Genomic DNA, 19,673 nt, shown 5'->3' on the forward strand with positions numbered 1-19,673 from the left:
CCGCACCTCCCCCTGCAGCCGGTCCGGTCGGTCCAGAGGCATGGAGGGGCTCAACCACAGAGACACAGAGGACACGGAGAACGGCCAAAAGAGAGCGCACAAAGCATGTCCAGAGCTCCATGGCGGCAGTTGGTGTCCGGCAAAGCCTTATCCAGCCTTTTCCGGCCGCAACAAGTCGGGTGGCCGGTACCTGCTTGCGACCGGCAGGCTTTCACAGTCGCCTTCAAGTGGACCGCCAGGATGCGGCCCATCCCGGCCCGGCCGATCCGCACGGTACCCAGCAACGTGGCTATGGCGCGGGAGGGGCATGGTCCTACGTGGCCGATATTTTTGCGGACCGCGAGGACGCGGTCCCTCCCAACCGACCCTGTGGGAGGGGCACAGTCCTCTGTGCCCGATATTCCTGCGGACGGCGGGGACGCCGTCCCTCCCCGACCTGTCGAACTCGCAAGGGTACTGGCCGTTTGAGTCGCGCTGCAGGTTCGGCACGGGCCCCGGTGTCTGCCTTTCCTTGCGGACCGCGAGGACGCGGTCCCTCCCAACGGACCCTGTGGGAGGGGCACAGTCCTCTGTGCCCGAGATTCCTGCGGACGGCGGGGACGCCGTCCCTCCCCGACCTGGCGGAGTTCGCAAGGGCACCCGGCCATCGGGTGTGATTGCAGGTTCCGTAGAGACGCCCGTGGTCTGCCTTTGCTTGCGGACCGCGGGGACGCGGTCCCTCCCATGGGGCCTTGTGGGAGGGGCACAGTCCTCTGCACCCGATACTCCTGCGGACGGCGGGGACGCCGTCTCTCCCGACCTGTCGAAGCTCGGAAGAGCACCCGGCCATTAGGTCGCGCTGCAGGTTCGGCACGGGCCCTGGGGTCTGCCTTTGCTTGCGGACCGCGAGGACGCGGTCCCTCCCATGGGACCTTGTGGAAGGGGCACAGTCCCCTGTGCCCGGTATTGTTGCGGACGGCGGGGGCGCCGTCCCTTCCGGCCATTCGGAGCTCGCGAGGGCGGTTGCCGATCGGTGCCTGCGGCGGTGCAGCTTGGTTGAGAGGCTGTGACGCGGGCAGCGGGCGTTGCTGATGGCCCGTGCGGCGGCCGGGTTTGCCCGGGGCGTGGTTGCGGAGGAAACCGCTGGGGCGACGGGCGGCCGGGTAGGTTCGAGCAACCAAGGGTCGTGATCCTTCAGGTGCCCGCACCGGTGCACCTGTCAGGGCGCGGCTTCGGCAAGCGCGGGTTCCGGGGGTGATCCCTGGTGGTCGTCGGGGTTCCCTTGCCGGTCGAGATCCACCGGGCCGGGCTCGGTGTCGGCCCCGGGTTGCTGCGGGGTGGAATCGTTGAGGGCCGGGCTCGGGGTATCCTCGCGACGGAACCGGACGCTGACGATCTTGCTGACGCCCCGTTCTTCCATGGTCACGCCGTAGAGCACGTCGGCCATGCTGATGGTGCGCTTGTTGTGGGTGATGATGATGAACTGGGAGTGGTCGAGGAACCGCTGGAGGATGCGGAGGAACCGTGTGATGTTGGCCTCGTCGAGCGGCGCGTCCAATTCGTCCAGCACGCAGAACGGGCTGGGTTTGACCTGATAGATGGCGAACAGGAGGGCGACGGCGGTCATGGTTTGTTCGCCGCCGGACAGGAGGCTGATGGTCTGGAGTTTCTTGCCGGGGGGTCGCGCCAGGATTTCGATGCCGGACTCCAGGACATCGTTTTCGTCCACCAGTCGCAGGTCGGCGCTGCCCCCGCCGAAGACCTCGGTGAAGAGTGCGGCAAAGTTGCGCCGGATCTGCTCAAAGGTCTCCAGGAACATCTGCCGGGTTTCGGTGTTGATGCGTTGGATGACGTCCACGAGACGGGCCTTGGCCTGCACGAGATCCTCGTACTGGCGGCTGAGGAACTGGTGTCGTTGCTCGGCTTCTTCGTATTCTTCGATGGCCACGAGGTTGACGGCGCCCATTTCCTCGAGGCGTTTTTGGAGGGTCTCGACCTGGCGGGCAACCGCGTCCCAGTCGGTGGCCAGGCCGGCCCGGGCCATTTCCTCCGGGGTTAGAACCTGGACGCGGGCGGGTCCTTCATCGGCATAGGTGATGGTGATGCATTCGCTGCGGACGTCCTGGAGGCGCAGCTGATACTTTTCCTGGATCCGGCGGCAGAGGTTGTCGATCTGCAACTGGTGTTGGGTGCGCTCGATCTCGAGGCGGTTGCGTTCCTCCTGGAGGGCGGCCCATCGCTGGCGCGCGGACCGGAGGTCGGACTCGGCCTGTGCGATGGCGGTCTCGAGCCGGGTACGTTCCTGTTCGCGGGCGGCCAGTTCGTCGTTGAGCCGGGCGCGATCCGATTGCAGTTGGAGAAGTTCCTGGCGCGCGAGCTGGATTTCGTGCTCGGCTTGTTCCTTGCGGGTCACGCTTGTGGCGATGTCCTGGCGGCAACGTTCGGCGCGGGCCCTCAGATCCTGCAGGCGTTGCTGGAGGGTGGTGAGTTGTTGTTCGATGGCCGCCACGCGTTGTTGTCCGGCCACCAAAGCCACCCGCGCATCACTGAGGGCTGTCTGTGCCCGGTCGCGCTCGCGGCGCAGTTCTTCGACGCGGGCGGTCAATTCTTCCACGCGGTTGCGGATCTCCGCTTCGCGTTGTTCGGCGGCAGCGACCTGGTGGGTCAATTGGGCGCGTTGTTGGGCGGCCTCCTCCAATTGCCGGTGGAGGGACTCGGACTCGTAAATGACGGTCTCCAGCTTGCGTGCCAGGATCTGACGCGCGTTGTGCAGGGCGCGAAGCTCGCCTTCGCGGCCCGCGATGGCGACCTCCTGACGACGGAGCTCTGACTGCGCCTCCTGGAGGCCGGCCTGCAGGGCGGTTTGCTCGCTGGCCAGTTCGCCGCGACGACGTCCGGCTGCTGCGACGGCTTCGTCCAGGCGGGCCAGCTCGGCCCGCAGTTCGGCGATCTGGTTTTTGCGTCCGAGAATGGAGGCCGGTCCCCTGCCCTGCCCCTGCCCGTTGAGATATCCGCCGGTATAAATGCCGTGGCGATTGAGCAGCTCGCCCTGCAGGGTGACGAAATCGCACCCTGTCTGGCCATTGCAGAGGTGGGCGGTGGCCGTGGCCAGGTCGGGGACAATGAACGTTCGGCCCAAGAGGGAACGCAACAGCGGCTGGACGCGGGGGTCGGCTTCGATCACGTCCAGTGCGCGGGTCAGACCTCCGGCAGGGTCGGAGGCCGGTGGGGCGACCCCCTCCCGGGCGGGCTGTGCGGGATCGCTGGTGGGACCGGACTCATCCACGGGTGCGCGTGGGCCGATGGCCAGTGCGGCGATGCTGGCCCGACCCGCCTTGTTGCGGACCAGGTCGGCCAGGATGCCCTGGGCGGCTTCGGGGTGTTCGGTCAGAACCAGTTGCAGGTGGTGCCCCAGGGCCTGTTCGATGGCCACGACGTAGGGATCGGGCACGCGGATGTAATCGGCCAGGGACCCGAGCACCTCGCGGGATCGGCGCAGGGCCGCCAGCGCACCGGGGTCGTAACCTTCCCGGCTTTCCTCGAGTTGTTCGAGCACGCGCAGGCGCGAGCGCACGCCCGCCTGGGTTTGGAGGAGTTTGTCCACCTGGGCGGCGGCGACGGCCAGTTCGTCCTGGACCTCCCGCAACCGCTGCTGTCGCTCGGCCACGGTGCGACGCCGGAGTTCGGCGTCCTGCTTTTCCCGGGCGACCTGCGACTCGAATTCGGCCAGCCGTGCCTCCAGACGCTCCCGCTCGGTTTCGAGCTGGACCTTTTCGGCCGCAAGTTTCTCCTGCTGGGCCAGGCGGGATTGTTGTTGGATCTCCAGCTGATGCAGGGCATTGCGGAGCCGTGCCAGGTGCTGGGCGTGCGACATCGCCTGAGTTTGGGCCTGCCGGAGCAGTTCCTGGTGTTTTCGGAGTTCCTCCTCGATGGCCTGGACAGCGTCGCGTTGTTGTTGATGCGTGGCCTCGTGTTGTTGCAGGGCCTGACGCGCTTCGGACCATTCCCGCCGGGCCGTGGCCAGGGCCTCCTCGGTCACCCGCTGCTGCTCTTCCAACCGGGCCAGCTCCGCATACGCCTGCTCATCCCGGGCCACCAGCTCACGGATTCTTTGTTCGTTGAAGGCGATTTGCTGTTCGCGCTGTTCGATGGCGGCTTTGATGGCCGCGGCAGATTGTTGCAGCCGGGTGAGTGTGTTCAGGAGTTCGGTCAGGGCTTCCCGTTGTGCGGCCAGCGTGGATTCGCCCTGTTGAACGGCGGCTTCGGCCTCTGCCATGGCGTTCTGGCAGGCCGACAATGAGCGTTCCGTCTCCTGCAACTCTGCGAGCCAGACATCGTACTGGTGCCGGGCCAGCTGGGTTTCCAGATGCTGCAGCTCGGCCTGCAACGCCCTGTACCGACGCGCCTTGCCGGCCTGACGTTGCAGTGAGCCGATTTGACGTTTGACCTCCCGGATCAGGTCGGAAACGCGCAGAAGGTTCTGTTCCGTGGCCTCGAGTTTCCGCAGGGCCTCGCGTTTCTGGGCTTTGAAGCGCGTGATGCCGGCTGCTTCCTCGAACACCAGGCGTCGGTCCTCGGGTTTGCTGGACAACACCTGTGTGATGTTGCCCTGGGCCATGATGCTGTAACTGGTGCGACCGATGCCGGTGCCGGCGAAGAGTTGTTGAATGTCGCGGAGCCGACAGGGTACGCGGTTGAGAAAATACTCGCTGCCGCCGTCGCGGTAGACGCGTCGGGTGATGGTCAGTTCGTGGTAGTCCAAATTCAACCCTGCAGCCCGAAGCCGGGCCTCATCCACGCCGCCCAACGTGAGCGAGACCTCCGCCATGCCCATGGGCTTGCGCAGGTCGGTCCCGTTGAAAATGACGTCGGCCATCTCCGTCCCGCGCAAGGCCCGGGCCGATTGCTCCCCCAAAACCCAGCGAATGGCGTCAGCCACGTTCGACTTGCCGCAGCCGTTCGGCCCCACGATGGCCGTGACCCCGGGTTGAAAGTTCAGGGTCGTCTTCTCCGGGAAGGACTTGAACCCCAACAACGTCAGACTCTTCAGGTACATGCGCCGCCCTAGCGAATCAGACCTGCCCCAGCCCGTAAAGCGCAAACACACAATACGCTGGGGTTCGGTTGTTGTCGGAGCACAAGCTATTGAGGGGAGGAACCGATCTTTACAATTGTGCCCTCAACCGCCAAAACTTGCGTCAATCACTGTCAACGGCCTCTTTTATACACCCGGCGCGCAGAAAGTTCCAGTCCCGTTTTGTGCCCGGGTGCTGTCGATGTCCCGGCTCGAGGGGATTGCCCACATCGGAAAGGCCGGTGGTGAAATGGTCCCCTGCCCTTTCTCGCGTTCGGACCCCGCTTGGGGTATGGCACGATTTGGAGCGGCCGTTGGGTTCTCCGGGCCGGACGCACTGAGGTTCATCGGCGACTCGATTGGCGTTTTTGGGGCGCGCGAGGGCGGTGCCGGTGTCCGTGCGGGGACGGTCTGGGACGCGATGGCATCCCGTTGCGGGGCCGCTCCTGATTTGAGGGCGTTGTCCCTGCGTGGTATATGTGCGTGCCTGCATGAAGAATACGGCACCGTTGCATCAGTCGGGTTGGGCCTGTGCGTTTTGGCCCGGGGCAGCTGAAGGCGAAGTGATGACGTTTCCCGCACTCGGTCTGACGCTGGATCTGCGCGGGATGCGGATCCCTGCTTCGTATCGGGAGCGGTTGCAACCGGCTTTTGATCGGGCCTTTGCGGAGATGCGGGCCTTGGAGGCTGGTGCCATCGCCAACCCGGACGAAAACCGAATGGTGGGTCACTACTGGCTGCGGAACCCGGACCTGGCCCCCAGCGAAGAGATCCGGCATGAAATCCGCCAAACCGTGCAGGACGTGAAGAGTTTCGCCCGGGCTGTCCACGAAGGTGCCGTGCGTGGAGAGGAGGGTCCGTTCCGGCACCTGTTGGTGATCGGGATCGGCGGGTCGGCCCTTGGCCCGCAGATGGTGGCGCATGCCCTGGGAGACCCGCGTTATGATCGGTTGCGGCCGTGGTTTTTTGACAATACCGATCCCGACGGGATGGAGCGGGTGTTGGGGCAACTGGGGCCTGAGCTGGGTCGAACGCTTTGCGTGGTGATTTCCAAGTCAGGTGGAACCCGTGAGACTGCCAACGGGATGTACCGTGCCCAGGTGGCGTATGCCCACAAGGGGTTGCATTTTGCCCGGCATGTGGTTGCGATTACCCAGCGGGGCAGTCGATTGGATCGCGAGGCCGAGGAATGTGGTTGGCTGGCTCGGTTTCCGATGTGGGACTGGGTTGGTGGCCGCACGAGTGAGACTTCGGCTGTGGGCTTACTACCTGCGGCTCTTCAAGGCATCAATATCGATACACTACTCTTGGGGGCGAGGTCATGTGACGTCATAACTCGCTCTGATAACGTTACATCGAACCCTGCTGCTGCCCTTGCGCTTGCTTGGCATTTCGCCGGTGATGGGCGCGGTGCCAAGGACATGGTTGTGCTGCCTTACAAAGACCGACTTGAACTGCTGGCCAAGTACCTCCAGCAGCTGGTCATGGAGTCGTTGGGCAAAGAGTTGGACAGGAACGGCCGGGTGGTGCACCAAGGCCTGACCGTGTTTGGGAACAAGGGGACAACTGATCAACACTCTTATGTCCAACAACTTAGAGACGGGTTGCCCAATTTCTTCGTGACTTTGATCGAAGTCCTCCGACATCAGGACGGCCCGCCCGTGTTGATGGATACCGGCGTGGGGGCGGGCGATTACCTGCACAGTTTTTGCTCGGGCACGGCACGGGCCATTGCGGAGAAGGGGCGGGGGGTCATTCGCATTTACGTGGAGACACTTTCCCCATTCACGATCGGTTGCTTGATTGCCCTGTACGAGCGGGCGGTTGGGCTGTACGCGTCGCTCATCAACATTAACGCGTATCATCAGCCCGGCGTTGAAGCCGGTAAAAAGGCCTCTGAAAAGATCATCGGCTTGGAGAACCGTTTGCTGGACCAATTTCGGTCGCATCGAGGATGGCCATGGACGGTTGAGGATTTGGCGGCAAGGGTGGGAGCAACCCAAGAACTTGAGGAAGTTCGAGAACTTTGTTGGATGCTGTCGCAGAACCCGGCCAGTGGGATTCAGTTGTTGCCTGTAAGGGAGCATGTCTATTTCCGCGCCATCTGAATACTTTCGGTACCCGACCCGGTACGACGTGATCGTGATCGGGGGTGGCCACGCAGGGATTGAAGCTGCCCTGGCTGCGGCGCGCATGGGATGTTCGACCCTATTGCTGACTCTGAATCCGGACTCCGTAGGCCAGATGTCGTGCAATCCCGCGGTCGGTGGCCTGGCCAAGGGCAACCTGGCACGGGAAGTGGATGCCCTGGGCGGGGAGATGGGCATCAACACGGACATGACCGGCATCCAATTCCGCATGCTCAACACCACGAAAGGCCCGGCTGTATGGGCACCGCGGGCTCAGTGCGACAAAAAGGCCTACCAGTTCCGGATGAAATGGGTTTGCGAGCGGCAGGAAGGCCTGCATGTGATGCAGGCCGAGGTATCGGATCTGGTGGCCGAAGGTGGGGAGATTGTTGGGGTTCGGACCACGTTGGGAATCGAATACGCGGCGAAGAGCGTGGTGGTCACCACCGGGACGTTCCTGCGCGGTTTGATGCACATTGGCCCGGCGCAGATTCCAGGGGGTCGGGCTGGAGACAAACCTGCTCTGGGGATCAGCGAGTCCTTGAAGCGGCTGGGCTTGGAGCTGGGTCGAATGAAGACCGGCACCCCGCCGCGTCTTTTGCGCTCTTCCATTGATTTCTCCAAGACGGAGGTGCAGCCGGGCGACGAACCGGTTCCGTGGTTTTCGCATTGGACGGATGAATTGTTCCACGTGGAACATTCTGTGGTACGGTTCCCTTGGCGCTCGGCCAGTGATCGGTATCCGCCGGGATCGGTCCTTGCCCAGCTGGGTGGGCAACTCCCCTGTTACATCACCTACACCACGCAGGCCACGGCCGAAATCATCCGGGCCAACTTGCATCGGTCTCCCTTGTACAGTGGCGTGATTCAGGGGGTTGGGCCTCGATATTGTCCTTCGATCGAAGACAAGGTGGTCAAGTTTGCCGACAAGGAGCGCCACCAGATCTTTTTGGAGCCGGAAGGTGCGCACACGGAGGAAATCTACGTCAATGGCCTCTCCACCTCACTGCCATTCGACGTGCAGCTTCAATTGGTCAAGACCGTCATCGGTTGCGAAAACGCGGTCATGCTCCGGCCGGCCTATGCGGTCGAGTATGATTATGCGCCCCCGACCCAGTTGACCCCGTACCTTGAGACCAAGGTTTGCCGGGGACTTTTCCTTGCGGGTCAGATCAACGGCACTTCCGGATATGAAGAAGCCGCCGGGCAGGGGATCATTGCCGGAATCAATGCCGCCCTGCGCGCCAAAGGTCGGCCACTCATTACCTTGGGACGTGATCAAGCCTACATCGGCGTGCTGATCGACGACCTGGTCACCAAAGGGACCTCGGAACCGTATCGGATGTTTACTTCCCGGGCCGAGTACCGACTTTTGCTCCGGCAGGACAATGCCGACCTTCGACTTTCCGCCATTGGTTACCAGGTCGGGCTGCTCCCCCGGCATCGGTATGCCCGCGTGGAGGCCAAGCATCAGGCCATCAAGGCAGAGTTGCAGCGGCTTCAGACAACCCGACACGGATCGCTCACCTTGGCGCAGATTCTCAGCCGACCTGAAGTCCGTTACCAAGACCTGCCGGGTGCCCGCACCGATCTCGACCCACAGGTGATCCATCAGGTGGAGGTGGAGACCAAGTACGCCGGTTACATCCAACGGCAACTGCAAGAGGTGGAGCGTTTCAAGTCGCTGGAAGACAAACAGATACCATCAGATTTCGACTATCGCACGGTGACCGGACTCAGAAAAGAAGCGCTCCAGAAGCTTTCTGCCATTCGGCCTCGGACCTTGGGACAGGCGGCGCGGATCTCAGGGGTCTCGCCGGCTGACGTGGCCATTCTGGCGGTCTGGTTGCGTCGCTACGGAATGGCCAGGTCCAATGCTGTGGAAATCCGGTAGTGTGGGTCTATTTGCAGCCAACGCAAGCTCCGCGCGCGCAGCGTTGTTCCGTGTTAAGGGGGCCGCCATCCCGTGCTCTTGGACGCGGGTTCTCTGAGGCTCGCCCGAGGAGGGAATCCGTTACTACTTGGCACCGGCTGGGGGCCAAAAGGGGCGCTGTTTCAAGAAACCTGCTGTTGTAGGAAGGGTTTGAGCGTTGGCCCGGGAAGGGAAGGTCAGGGCAACCTGGCGCCTACCGCTGAGGTGCTTTGGGCGCTGCAGGCCCCTCCAAACGGCCACTTCTGGCCGGCGGCGTTCGCTTTTGAGGTGCAGCACTCAGCCGTTGACGCGCCTGCGGTCTTGGGCGGCATTCACTGCTCCAGTTTGCCGGCCGACACCGGCAGAACCTGTACTTGCCGCCGACCAGAGCTACCGGTCACTTGCACAGGCTGAGCCGGACCAATGGGTAGCTCAAACTTGGGCATTGTGACCGTGCCGATATTTGCTGGCTCCGGTCGTAGTTATCGATAACGGACGCCGGCCAAGCAAGGAGAGCAGCCGAAAAATGCGCCCGTTGGCTGCTCAAACGGGCAGCTGCGTTGCTTGATTCCGCTGAAGCTGATTCGGGTTTGAGGGCGTTATTGGTTCGGAGGCCGGTTACGGCCCCGGGCGCCAATCCTTGCCTCAGGCACCCAACCGAGACTCCTCGTCATCTGGGCAGCGCCATGTAGGACATTGGCGTGGAGTGGGTTGCCGACCACGCAGGCCCTGCTGACCGGCGGGAACAAAGAACCCCGTGTCGAAGGGCTCCGCGATAACGTGGAAGGTTGCAGCGTGTGTCGATCTTGCGCGGGCGGGTCCAACGGAGAAGCCGAAAGACTTGCCAGCAGTCCGGATCGAATTCCGGATCCACAGAAGTTGTGCGTAGTGCAGTCAGCTCCCCGGCCGGGAAGGGTTTGGTTCAGCACCGACGTCGGATTTGGAGTGCCGTTACGCGGCGCGGGGCAGGTCCCGGTTGCCGCCGCTCATGGATCGGTGCAAAACCCGCCGGTGGGGGCCCCTATGGATGCGTCTTTGGGCTAGCAAGTGGGGGGCAACCGGGGTTGGCGGCGCAGCGGTGCGGGGGCGTCTGTCGAAAGGGTCGGCTCAGGTCGGCTTCGGGGTGGTTGATCTGTCCCGCGCGGTCATTCCCACGGGGTGGGGCAAGGGCGCTGCCGGCGTGCTCTGAGGGCTTGCTTCCGGTGGGTCGGACCGGGTTAGCTGCGCGGGCAGGTTCATGCGGCCGGCGCATTTACTGTTGTTGATTGTGATGAACGCCTTTTGGGCCGGGACGTACTCGGCTTTCAAAGGGCTGGCGCCGCATTTGGATGCCGGGGCCCTTGCGACGTTGCGATACAGCCTGGCTGCCGGGCTCCTGGGCGTGTGCTGGCCATGGTTGCCCGGATCGGCGCCCCGGGGACAGGACTTCCTGCGGACGGTGGTGATGGGGGTGATCGTGTTCTGTTTCGCGCCGCGGTTGCAAGTGGCCGGAGTTCAGTTGGGTGGGGCGACCGATGCCGCGGTGTTGATGGCGTTGGAGCCCCTGGTGACCTCGATTGCGGCGGCCTGGTTTTTGCGGGAGCGGATTGGGCCGCGGCGGTGGATCGGGTTTGGGCTGGGGTTGTTGGGGGTGTTGGTGATGGCGGAGGTGTGGCGTCCCGACTTTCGTTTGCCGGGGTTGTGGGCCAATGCGTTGTTCCTGTCCTCGTTTGCGTGTGAGGCGGCCTATTCGGTGATGGGCAAGCCGTTGTTGGGTCGGTGGGGCATGGCCAGGGTGGTGACGGTGGCGTTGTTGTCGGGGAGCCTGGCGAATCTTGTTTGGGAGGGGCCTGCGGCCTGGCATGCAGCCATGGCCCTTCCCGTGGAGGGTTGGTGGGTGATGCTTTATCTGTCGGTGATTTGCACGGTGATCGGGTACGTGGCGTGGTTTTACGTGATACGGGAGGCGGAGGTGAATGTGGCGGTGCTGACGGTGTTTTTGCAGCCGGTGTTGGGGGTGTTGATTGCCGCGGTTGCGTTGGGTGAACGGCCGCATTGGGGTCATTTGTGGGGGAGTTTGGTGATCTTGTTGGGAGTGGGGATCGGGCTGTCGCGGCAGATCCGGTTGCCCGGACGGGCAGGGGCGGGGCAGCAATGCGGTGCAACGGGTGTCACGGGTGGGGAAGCGGGGGCTTCGCCCGGTGCTGGTCACGGGTGAGGGCTGGGGCGTGTGCGGCCGGCGCGCCGGCTTGAAGGTTGAAGAAGGGTCGGGAAAGCGAGCCCCCGGTTGGGCGGTTCTTTCGGGCGGATCACCGCGACGATGGTTTGCGTCGGGAGCGGGGAGGTGATTGGGGTTCCTTAACGTGCTTGCCGGCGGCTTTGCCGGTTCGAGTTCGGATGGGCGGTACGGTTTGGGGTCGGGGTTTGGGGATGAGGACGATGGGGCAGCCTTCAAATCCGAAGGCCTTGCGCAGTTCGCCCACGAGGTACTTTTTGTAAGGCTCGGAGAAATCCTCGTCCCGGTTGACGAACATGAGGAAGGTTGGGGGTGTGTGACTGATCTGGGTGGCGTAGAAGAACTTGATGCGATGACCTTCCTTGCTGACGGGCGGGTGACGTTCGACGGCGTCGTGCAGGGTACGGTTCAACAGGGCGGTGGGGACGGTCTGGCGCATCTGGGCGGAGACGTATCGAACGGCTTCGAGGACGCGGTCCAACTGGAACCCGGTGACTGCGGAGGTGAAAATGACCGGTGCGTAGTCCAGGAAAAACAGCTTTTCCCGGACCCAGGAACCGAAGATTTGGAGCGGATCGGGCGGGGGTTCGGGTTGATGACGTGTGCGTGCGGCGGCGCGTTTTTTTTCCCACTCCTTCTGGACGATTTCCTGGAAGAGGTCCCATTTGTTGACGAGCAACACGCAGGGTTTGCCAGCTTCCACGATGAGCCCGCCGATTTTTTTGTCCTGTTCGAGGATGCCGGCCTCGGCGTCGAGGACGAACAGGACGATGTCGGCCCTGCGGATGGAACCTTCGGCGCGGGTGACACTGTAGAATTCGATGTCGTCGTGGATCTTGCGTCGTTTTCGGAGTCCGGCGGTGTCGATGAGGACGTAGCGTTCCTTCCGGCCTTCCACGTCGATTTCGAAGGGTACGTCCACGGCGTCGCGGGTGGTGCCGGGTATGGGACTGACGATGACGCGTGCCGAGCCGATCAACGCGTTGACGAGGGAAGATTTGCCGACGTTGGGTCGGCCCACGATGGCCAGTTTCAGGGGTGCGTCGGTTTCGGGGCTTTGTTCTTCGGGTCCGGTTGCGGGCGGGGGCGGCAGGAGGGCGAGGGCGGTGCGCATGAGGGGTTCCAACCCGCGGCCGTGTTCTGCGGAGACGGCAAAGACGCGGTCGAATCCGAGTTTGGCGAACTCGACGGTTTGCGCATCCCATTCGGGGGTATCGGCCTTGTTGGCGACCACGAGTACGGGTTTGCCGCTGGCTCGGAGCCACTCGGCCAGTTCTTCGTCCAGCGGCACGAGTCCCTCGCGAATGTCCACGACGAAAAAGATGACCGCGGCGGATTGCACGGCCAGTTCGACCTGTTGTCGTGTGGCGGCGACGAGGATGTCGTGGGTTTTCTCACCTGGGCGAAGGCCGATGCCGCCCGTGTCGATCAACGTGAAGGGCCGGCCGCGCCATTCGACCTCGGCGCTGACGCGGTCGCGGGTCACCCCCGGCTGATCATGCACGATGGCGATGCGGCGACCGGCCAGGCGATTAAACAGGGCGGACTTGCCGACGTTGGGACGCCCCACGATGGCGATGGTTTGCGACATGGCCATCAATCTGGGCCGGGCCGACGGGCTGCGAAAGTCGAAAGGCGGCCCGACGCGTTCGGGGTTTGAGTGGCGGACGCTGTTTGTTGGAGGACCGGCGAGCGGGCGGTTAAGATCTGGATTGTTTGCCGGTGGGGTTGCCCCTGGTTTCCAGGGCCCGGCGGGCGAGCACGGCTGCGCCGGTAATGCCTGCGTCGTCGCCCAGGTTTGTGGCCATCAAGGTGAGGGCGCGTTCGCTGCCGGGCATGATGCGGCTTCGGGCGGTCTCGGCGATGCGGGGCATGAGTTCGCTTTGGAGGGCCTGGATCAGGCCGCCGCCCAGCACGACCATTTCGGGGTTGAGCAGGTTGACCAGGCTGGCGATGCCGAGGCCGAGGTAGTCGGCAGTTTGCAACAGGATGCGTCGGACGAGTTTGTCCCCCTGTTGCCATGCCTTGCGGAGTTCGTTGCTGCGGAGGTCTTCGAGGTCGGTGCCCAGCCATTCGGTCAGGACGGTTTTTTCACCAGCGGCCACCGCTTCACGGATGCGCCGGTAGATGGCGGTACGGCTGGCCAGGGCCTCCCAGCAGCCCCGGTTGCCGCAGCCGCATTTGGGTCCGTTCACCTCGAGGACCATGTGGCCGATTTCCGCGGCGGTATGGGATGCGCCTTCGTAGAGTTCACCGTTGAAGATCAGTCCGCCTCCGATACCGGTGCCGACAAACACCCCCACCAGGTGACGGGGCCGTGCCCGCAGCTCCACCTCGTGAACGCCCAGGGTGCACACGTTGGCGTCGTTGCCCACGAACACGGGACGGTTGAGGGCTCGGCTCAGGCGCCGGCCCAGGGGCACGTTGCGCCAACCGGGCAGGTTCGGAGCAAAAACCACGGTACTCCGGTCTGCGTCCACGGCCCCCGGCGCTCCGATGCCGATGGAACGGACCTGGGTTAATTGGATTCCGGTTGTTTCCAGGGCCTCCCGGACAGCCCGTTCGATGCGTTCCAGCACCGCATCCAGACCGCGCTCGGCCCGTGTGCTCACCTTGGCCGTCCCCAGCAGTTTCAGGTTTGCGTCGAACACGCCGGCGAGGATTTTGGTGCCTCCCAGGTCCACGCCGATCCAGTGGGACTGTTCCGTGAGGGCCATGGTCAGCGATTCAGCGGATGGGTTTGCCGGCCAGCAACGCGGTGATTTTGCGGCGCAGCTCCCGATTGATGACGTCGATGGGCCGGTGCCCGTCAATCACGTGGAACCCGTAAATCTTCTGCAATCTCTGGAACTGGGCGGCCATCAGGGACTGGTACTTGAGGAAACTGTCGAACATGTCGCGAGAAAGTCCCAGGTCCATGCCGCTTTCCCAGTAATCCAGCGCGGCGTACTTGGCGAAGGTCCGTTGCACCAGTTCCTCGGGGGCCACCTGCAGGTAAAACACGATGTCCGGCACGACGGCCATTCCGTACAGGTTGCGCAACCATGCCTCGTCCATGCCCCGGACCAGGTCGCGGGCCATGAGGGTGTAGATGTAACGGTCCGCCAGCACCATCTGCCCGGCGCGGAGGCCGGGGAGGATCTGGTTTTCCAGTTGATCGGCAAAATCCGTCGCGTAAAAGAGGCTGAGCGTGGTGTGGCTGAGAATGTTGCCCTGTTGAGCGCGCTCAAGTTCTTCGCTGACCAGGGCGGAACGTTTCAGACCGACCGTGATGGTGGAGTGCCCGCAACTCTCCAACCAGTCCACCAGCAGGCGGATCTGGGTGGAGCGCCCGGAGCCGTCCGCGCCCTCGATGACGATCAACCGCCCGGTCAACTGCTCCGGTTGCACTCCCGGGATGCCATGTCCATAGAACCGGTGCGGCGTGCGCCGTGGCACGATCACGTGTGGACGATGAGATCCCCGGGACATAGTTCAAACAGCAGCCCGACCCCGACCGACGGATTCCGCCCGCTGTGGTTTGCGGCCGCGCTTGAAGCTTTCCAGATCCAAACGCGCCGCGACAATGGCCCGAACCCGTTGTTGTTGGGCTTCGATGGTCTGGTTGGCGTCGACGATGTGGAACTGGAATTCGGTGCTCATGGCCAGGTATTGCTCCAACAGACGGCCCTGGAAGATCCGGAAGCTTTCGTAGATGTCGGGCGAAAGCCGCAGATCCATTCCCGCCTCGTAAAACTTGAGCTGCGGCCGGCCCTGCAGGATGCGTTGGAGCGACACCTCCAGGTCCGCCTTGAAAAAGAAGGTCAGGTCCGGCAGCGCGGCGAAGCTGTAGATTCCGCGCACCCACGGCGCCGGGCACCCGCGCACGACATCCCGCGCAAACGCGGTGAAGATGTACCGGTCGCACAGCACCAGGTACCCCGCCCGCAACAGCGGGACCAGGTGACGCTCATAACGATCCGCAAAGTCGGTGGCGTGGATCAGGCAGAAGGTGGTGGGGGTCAGCAACTGCTGGGCCTTGCCCCGGCTGGTGGCACTTTTCACCAGCTCCGACGAGTTCCACTCGCTCAGAAACACCTTCAGGTCCAGGGATTCCAACCACCGGCGCAGCAGGTGCAGTTGGGTGGATTTGCCGGAGCCGTCGATGCCTTCCACGGCAATCAACCGGCCTGGAAATCCCAGTTGGGCAAACGTCTTCATCATGCCGAACCGCACCCAACATAGGCCCGTGAATCGTCCAATCCAAGCGCACATTCCCTGGACCTGCCGGTCGGCCCGGCTGTGGAGCCCATCCACGGTTGTGCGGGCCGGGGCATGGGGGATGACGCGCCTTTTGCATGGTGACCGCGCTGACCCAGCCCGCCCCGGACCAACCGGGCGATCACCCGGTCCCGGGAGCTTTGCGCGAAGCCGGCTCGGGTTTCCCGGGCCTTCCGGGCGATCCATCCCGGCGGCGGTCGGTTGGGCGGCGTCGCGCGAGCTGTGGTTATGGTTCGTTGGGGAGCCCGCCCACCGGGATTGTGTTGTGGAGAAGGGTGCCAAGCCGGGTCGGCACGCCGTGGCCCGGACGGTGCTCGGAAAAGCGCCCCGCAGAGGGATGCCCGGACTCGAAATCCGTCGTGGTCCCGGCTTGGTTCACTGTTCAGCCCCTCTGAGTCGCCAACTTCTGTGCCTCCGTACCGGGTGCGGCGGGCACGGAGGACCGTGCCCCGCCCGGAGTTGTCGCCGAAATCGCCGGGTCCCTTCTGGAATCCGACAGGTTGGAAGGGACCGCGTCCTCGTCGTCGGGAAGGAAAGGCAGGCACGTAAGATTCACTCGAGCCTGCCAGCACGACCAGATCCGGACGCCGCCCTTACGAGGTCGGCCAGGATGGGAGCCAGGATGGGAGGTACAGCATCCTCCTCGTCCGCAAAAACCGGTGGGTACCGGGGACGGTGGTCCCCTCGTGCATGTGCGCATTTGCGAGTTTTGGAAAGTTTCGAGGGGGTCTGATTTGGTCGGGTGCCCGGCGTCGGTCCTTGACTGCTTCCGTGTCCGATCGGGCGGGATGGTTTTGTTGCCGAGTCGTCACGGCGACGTTGCGTTCGGGTGCTTGCGAATGGGGCGGGTGCCGGTTAGCGTGGGCCGTTGTCCGGAGTCCCGGATCGGGGGTTCCGATCGGGGGACCGGGAACCGAAAAGGATGAACACCCGCGGCCCGCAGGTGTAACTTTAACAGAGCCACGGAGGTCGCTGTCCGGGTGCCGCATTTGGCAGCAACAAATCGCATGCCCAAACAACCAATGGGAAGGGGAGACCGCAGAGGCAGGCCGTTGGCCTTCACCCTGATCGAGTTGCTGGTGGTCATTGCCATCATCGCGATCCTGGCGGCCATGCTGTTGCCCGCGCTGGGCCGGGCCAAAGGTAAGGCCCGCACGATCAGTTGTTTGAACAACATGCGCCAATGGTCGCTGGCATTTCGCATGTACGCCGACGACAACAGCGATCTGGTGCCCGAGGAGGGCAACACCCAGGTGCCCATCATTGATCCCCAGAACGTGGACGCATGGTACAACGCCACGGTGGTGTACGTGCAGCAGCCGCGTCTGGCCGACCTGTACACGCAAAACCCGCCCGCACCCCCGCTGCCGGGTTCAAAAAGCATTTTTTCCTGCCCCAGTGCGCCCGATCCGAGCAAGGCGGCCAATCCGTACGCCAATCCGCCCAACTTCACCCGCGCGTTTTTCATGTACGGTGAGAACGGCCGGCTTTGCATCAACCGGAACACCCGGGCGACCCTGGGCATCAGCAACACGAAGTTTGCCACGATCAAGAAACCTGCCGACACCATTCTCGTGGCCGAGGTGGATCCCAATTCCCCGCAGAACAATGCCCCGGCGCAATCCAACGTGACCGGGCAGTACGCCGTGGCGCGGCACGATTTCCGGGGCAACTTTGCCATGGCCGACGGCAGTGCCCGCATTGCCCGCACCAATGATTTTCTGAGGACGGCCGCCGAATCCAACAGTGCGGCCGAAGAATGGCGGATCGAACGCCGGATGTACTGGTACCCCAGTGAGACCACGCCGAACTGAACCGATGGTTTGGGCCGATTGCGGGCGCGCGGTCGGCAAGGGCAGGCTTGCTGCGGCCGTGGCTGCGGGGCCATCATGGAGCTGTTTGGATGAACCCGTCCATTGGAAAGGGCATATGAAACGCCTCCTCTCGCTGCTGATCCTGGGCTGTTCGTGGGCCATCGCTGGTGCCACGTTGTACCTGAACGAACCCTTCGATTATCCGGACGGTCCGTTGATCTCGGTGTCCGGCGGGTTGTGGATCACGCACAGTGGGACCACCGGGCAGGTGGATGTGGTTTCCGGCGCGGTGTTTCTGACCCAGTCGGAGTCCGAGGACGTCAGCATCGCCATTACGAATGTGCCCGGCGGCGCCATCGGATCGGGCATGTTGTATGCCGGGTTCACGGTGCGGTTCACCGCTCTGCCGAGCGGATCGGGAACCTATTTTTGGCATTTCCGTGACACGGGCACGTCGAACTTCCGGGCGCGGGTGTTTGCTACGGTTTCCGGTGCCGCCCCCGGGAAATTCCGATTCGGCATCGCCAACAGTACAAATCCTCCTGTGGTCATCCCGACCGACTGTGATTTGGAAACGGAGTACAAACTGGTCGTGCGTTATGACGTGGCCAATGCGCAGACCACGCTGTGGCTGAACCCGGCGTCGGAGGAGTCCACGGTCAACCGGGCGGAGGATACCTTCAGCGCCTCGGTATTTCCCATTACCTTCGTGTGCCTCCGCCAGTCTCTCTCCAGCGGAAATGGCATGGGGAGTCTTTACCTTGACAACCTCCAGGTTGGCACGTCGTTCGCGGACGTGCACACCCCGGGCGGCCCACCCACCATCAGCGGCATCCCGCACCAGTACCTGGCCGCAGGCACCAGCACCGGTCCGCTGCCCTTTGAAGTGGACGACGTGGAAACGGCGCCCGAATTGCTGGTGGTGACGGCCGTGTCCGACAACGAGTTCCTGGTGCCCAACGACCCGCAACATTTGTTGCTGGGGGGCGCGGGCAAGCAACGGACCCTCACCGTGACCCCGGTGCCCGGGCGGGAAGGTCAGGCCACGATCCGGGTTACTGTCCGTGATGCCCAGGGGGAGACGGCCACCATGAGTTTCAACGTTTACGTGGGCATGCCTTCCATCACGGCGCCGCCCAATCAGGTCGCGCCCACCAACACAACCGTGGGCCCATTGACCTTTGAGGTTCGGGATACCGAGAGCAACCCGCTCACCGTGACCGCCGCGTCTTCCAACGAAATCCTGGTTCCCCCGGCGAACCTTGTTGTGAGCGGCACCGGCACTCAACGCACCATCCGCATCACGCCCACCCCGAATGTCTCCGGGACGGCCACCATCACGCTCACCGTGTACGATGGCACGTGGAGCATTTCCACGAACTTCCTGGTGACGTTCCATCCGAAGTTCGGCCTGGTCCTGGGCGACACCTTTGATTATCCGGACGGCCCGCTGGTGGAGACGTCGGGCGGGTTCTGGACGACCCACAGCGGCACCACCGGCCAGGTTCAGGTGATGCAGGGGCATGTCGAACTCTCGCGGAGCCTGACAGAAGACGTCAGCGCCGGGTTCACCAACTTCCTTCAGGCCCTGGGCAGCGGGATTGTTCTGTATACGAGCATGAAGGTGACGTTCACGGAGCTGCCGGCTTCGGGCGGCGATTATTTTGCGCACTTCCGCGATGTCGGGACGGTGAATTACCGGGCCCGACTCTACGCCACGACCGGCGGGGTGGCCCCGGGCAGATTCCGTCTGGGAATTGCCAACGGGTCCGTGCCGGCCAACGCGGTCCTGCCGATGGACCTGGACCTGAACGTGCCGTACCTGGTGATCCTGCGGTACAACGTGGACACAGCGGAAACCACGCTGTGGGTAAATCCCGCCGATCCCGCCAGTCTGTCCGTGACTGCAAGGGACTCTGTCACGCCGGTGTCGCTCTATTATTTCTCGTTCCGCCAGAGTTCGGGCATCGGCACGTTGACGGTGGACGACCTGAAGGTGGGCACGGCATGGGAAGATGTTTGGGAACCGGTTGCCCCGCAACCGGAACGGTTGCGGTACCAGTGGGATGGACGGACCCTGACGCTGGTGTGGGACCAGCCCGGCCTGCGCCTGCAGGAGGCACCTTCGCTGGAAGGGCCCTGGTCGGACATTGTCGGCGCCTCCAGTCCCCACACCGTGCCGACCACGTCCGGACAACGGTTCTACCGGTTAACGTACTGAACGGGTGCTGGTGCCCCGCACCGGCCCGGACACCTGACCCGCGGGGGCCGAGCCACCGCAACCAAAGGG

10 protein-coding genes are annotated in these 19,673 nt (G+C 63.6%); 5 read left to right on the top strand and 5 right to left on the bottom strand.

Annotation, left to right across the window (positions count from 1 at the left end):
• Nucleotides 1-1,198: 1,198 nt before the first annotated feature.
• Nucleotides 1,199-5,035: a chromosome segregation protein SMC gene (gene smc / locus G4L39_RS03360; protein ID WP_165105915.1), complete on the bottom strand. Its 3,837-nt coding sequence runs from the start codon at nucleotides 5,033-5,035 to the stop codon at nucleotides 1,199-1,201.
• 584 nt (nucleotides 5,036-5,619) lie between these two features.
• Here smc and G4L39_RS03365 point away from each other — a divergent pair.
• The 3 genes from G4L39_RS03365 (at nucleotide 5,620) to G4L39_RS03375 (ending at nucleotide 11,291) form a co-directional block, all read left to right on the top strand.
• Nucleotides 5,620-7,161, top strand: a complete 1,542-nt coding sequence (locus tag G4L39_RS03365) for a glucose-6-phosphate isomerase (protein ID WP_165106022.1) — start codon at nucleotides 5,620-5,622, stop codon at nucleotides 7,159-7,161.
• Nucleotides 7,139-9,076: a tRNA uridine-5-carboxymethylaminomethyl modification enzyme MnmG/GidA gene (locus tag G4L39_RS03370; RefSeq protein ID WP_165105917.1), complete on the top strand. Its 1,938-nt coding sequence runs from the start codon at nucleotides 7,139-7,141 to the stop codon at nucleotides 9,074-9,076. The genes G4L39_RS03365 and G4L39_RS03370 overlap by 23 nt, the downstream gene beginning before the upstream one ends.
• Nucleotides 9,077-10,331: 1,255 nt before the next feature.
• Nucleotides 10,332-11,291, top strand: coding sequence for a DMT family transporter (locus tag G4L39_RS03375; protein WP_276607521.1), 960 nt, complete (start codon nucleotides 10,332-10,334; stop codon nucleotides 11,289-11,291).
• 91 nt (nucleotides 11,292-11,382) lie between these two features.
• On the opposite strand, the gene der is transcribed toward G4L39_RS03375, so the two are convergent.
• From der to G4L39_RS03395, 4 genes are all read right to left on the bottom strand, one after another.
• Nucleotides 11,383-12,900, bottom strand: coding sequence for a ribosome biogenesis GTPase Der (gene der / locus G4L39_RS03380; RefSeq protein WP_165105920.1), 1,518 nt, complete (start codon nucleotides 12,898-12,900; stop codon nucleotides 11,383-11,385).
• Between the two features lie 109 nt (nucleotides 12,901-13,009).
• Complete coding sequence (locus G4L39_RS03385) at nucleotides 13,010-14,026, bottom strand: ROK family protein (protein ID WP_240893768.1); 1,017 nt, start codon at nucleotides 14,024-14,026, stop codon at nucleotides 13,010-13,012.
• Between the two features lie 10 nt (nucleotides 14,027-14,036).
• Nucleotides 14,037-14,747 (bottom strand): dTMP kinase, encoded by a 711-nt coding sequence (locus G4L39_RS03390; protein WP_425485730.1) that lies wholly within the window; start codon nucleotides 14,745-14,747, stop codon nucleotides 14,037-14,039.
• A 36-nt stretch (nucleotides 14,748-14,783) separates the two neighbouring features.
• A complete protein-coding gene (locus G4L39_RS03395) occupies nucleotides 14,784-15,509 on the bottom strand; it encodes a dTMP kinase (RefSeq protein WP_240893769.1) in 726 nt (241 codons plus the stop codon).
• 1,067 nt (nucleotides 15,510-16,576) lie between these two features.
• Between G4L39_RS03395 and G4L39_RS14565 the strand changes: the two genes are divergently transcribed.
• Together G4L39_RS14565 and G4L39_RS03405 are read left to right on the top strand one after the other, a co-directional pair.
• Nucleotides 16,577-17,383 (top strand): DUF1559 family PulG-like putative transporter, encoded by an 807-nt coding sequence (locus tag G4L39_RS14565; RefSeq protein WP_240893770.1) that lies wholly within the window; start codon nucleotides 16,577-16,579, stop codon nucleotides 17,381-17,383.
• A gap of 115 nt (nucleotides 17,384-17,498) precedes the next feature.
• Complete coding sequence (locus G4L39_RS03405) at nucleotides 17,499-19,604, top strand: Ig-like domain-containing protein (RefSeq protein ID WP_165105925.1); 2,106 nt, start codon at nucleotides 17,499-17,501, stop codon at nucleotides 19,602-19,604.
• Nucleotides 19,605-19,673 lie beyond the last annotated feature (69 nt).

This window comes from Limisphaera ngatamarikiensis (genome assembly GCF_011044775.1).
In the GTDB taxonomy this organism is placed as follows: Bacteria; Verrucomicrobiota; Verrucomicrobiia; order Limisphaerales; family Limisphaeraceae; genus Limisphaera; species Limisphaera ngatamarikiensis.

Bases quoted from the DNA above. Each gene is read 5' to 3' on its own strand.
- G4L39_RS03405 (WP_165105925.1), top strand. From the start codon at position 17,499: ATGAAACGCCTCCTCTCGCTGCTGATCCTGGGCTGTTCGTGGGCCATC.
- G4L39_RS03370 (WP_165105917.1), top strand. From the start codon at position 7,139: ATGTCTATTTCCGCGCCATCTGAATACTTTCGGTACCCGACCCGGTAC.
- smc (WP_165105915.1), bottom strand. From the start codon at position 5,035: ATGTACCTGAAGAGTCTGACGTTGTTGGGGTTCAAGTCCTTCCCGGAG.
- G4L39_RS03375 (WP_276607521.1), top strand. From the start codon at position 10,332: ATGCGGCCGGCGCATTTACTGTTGTTGATTGTGATGAACGCCTTTTGG.
- G4L39_RS03365 (WP_165106022.1), top strand. From the start codon at position 5,620: ATGACGTTTCCCGCACTCGGTCTGACGCTGGATCTGCGCGGGATGCGG.
- G4L39_RS03395 (WP_240893769.1), bottom strand. From the start codon at position 15,509: ATGAAGACGTTTGCCCAACTGGGATTTCCAGGCCGGTTGATTGCCGTG.
- G4L39_RS14565 (WP_240893770.1), top strand. From the start codon at position 16,577: ATGCCCAAACAACCAATGGGAAGGGGAGACCGCAGAGGCAGGCCGTTG.
- der (WP_165105920.1), bottom strand. From the start codon at position 12,900: ATGTCGCAAACCATCGCCATCGTGGGGCGTCCCAACGTCGGCAAGTCC.
- G4L39_RS03385 (WP_240893768.1), bottom strand. From the start codon at position 14,026: ATGGCCCTCACGGAACAGTCCCACTGGATCGGCGTGGACCTGGGAGGC.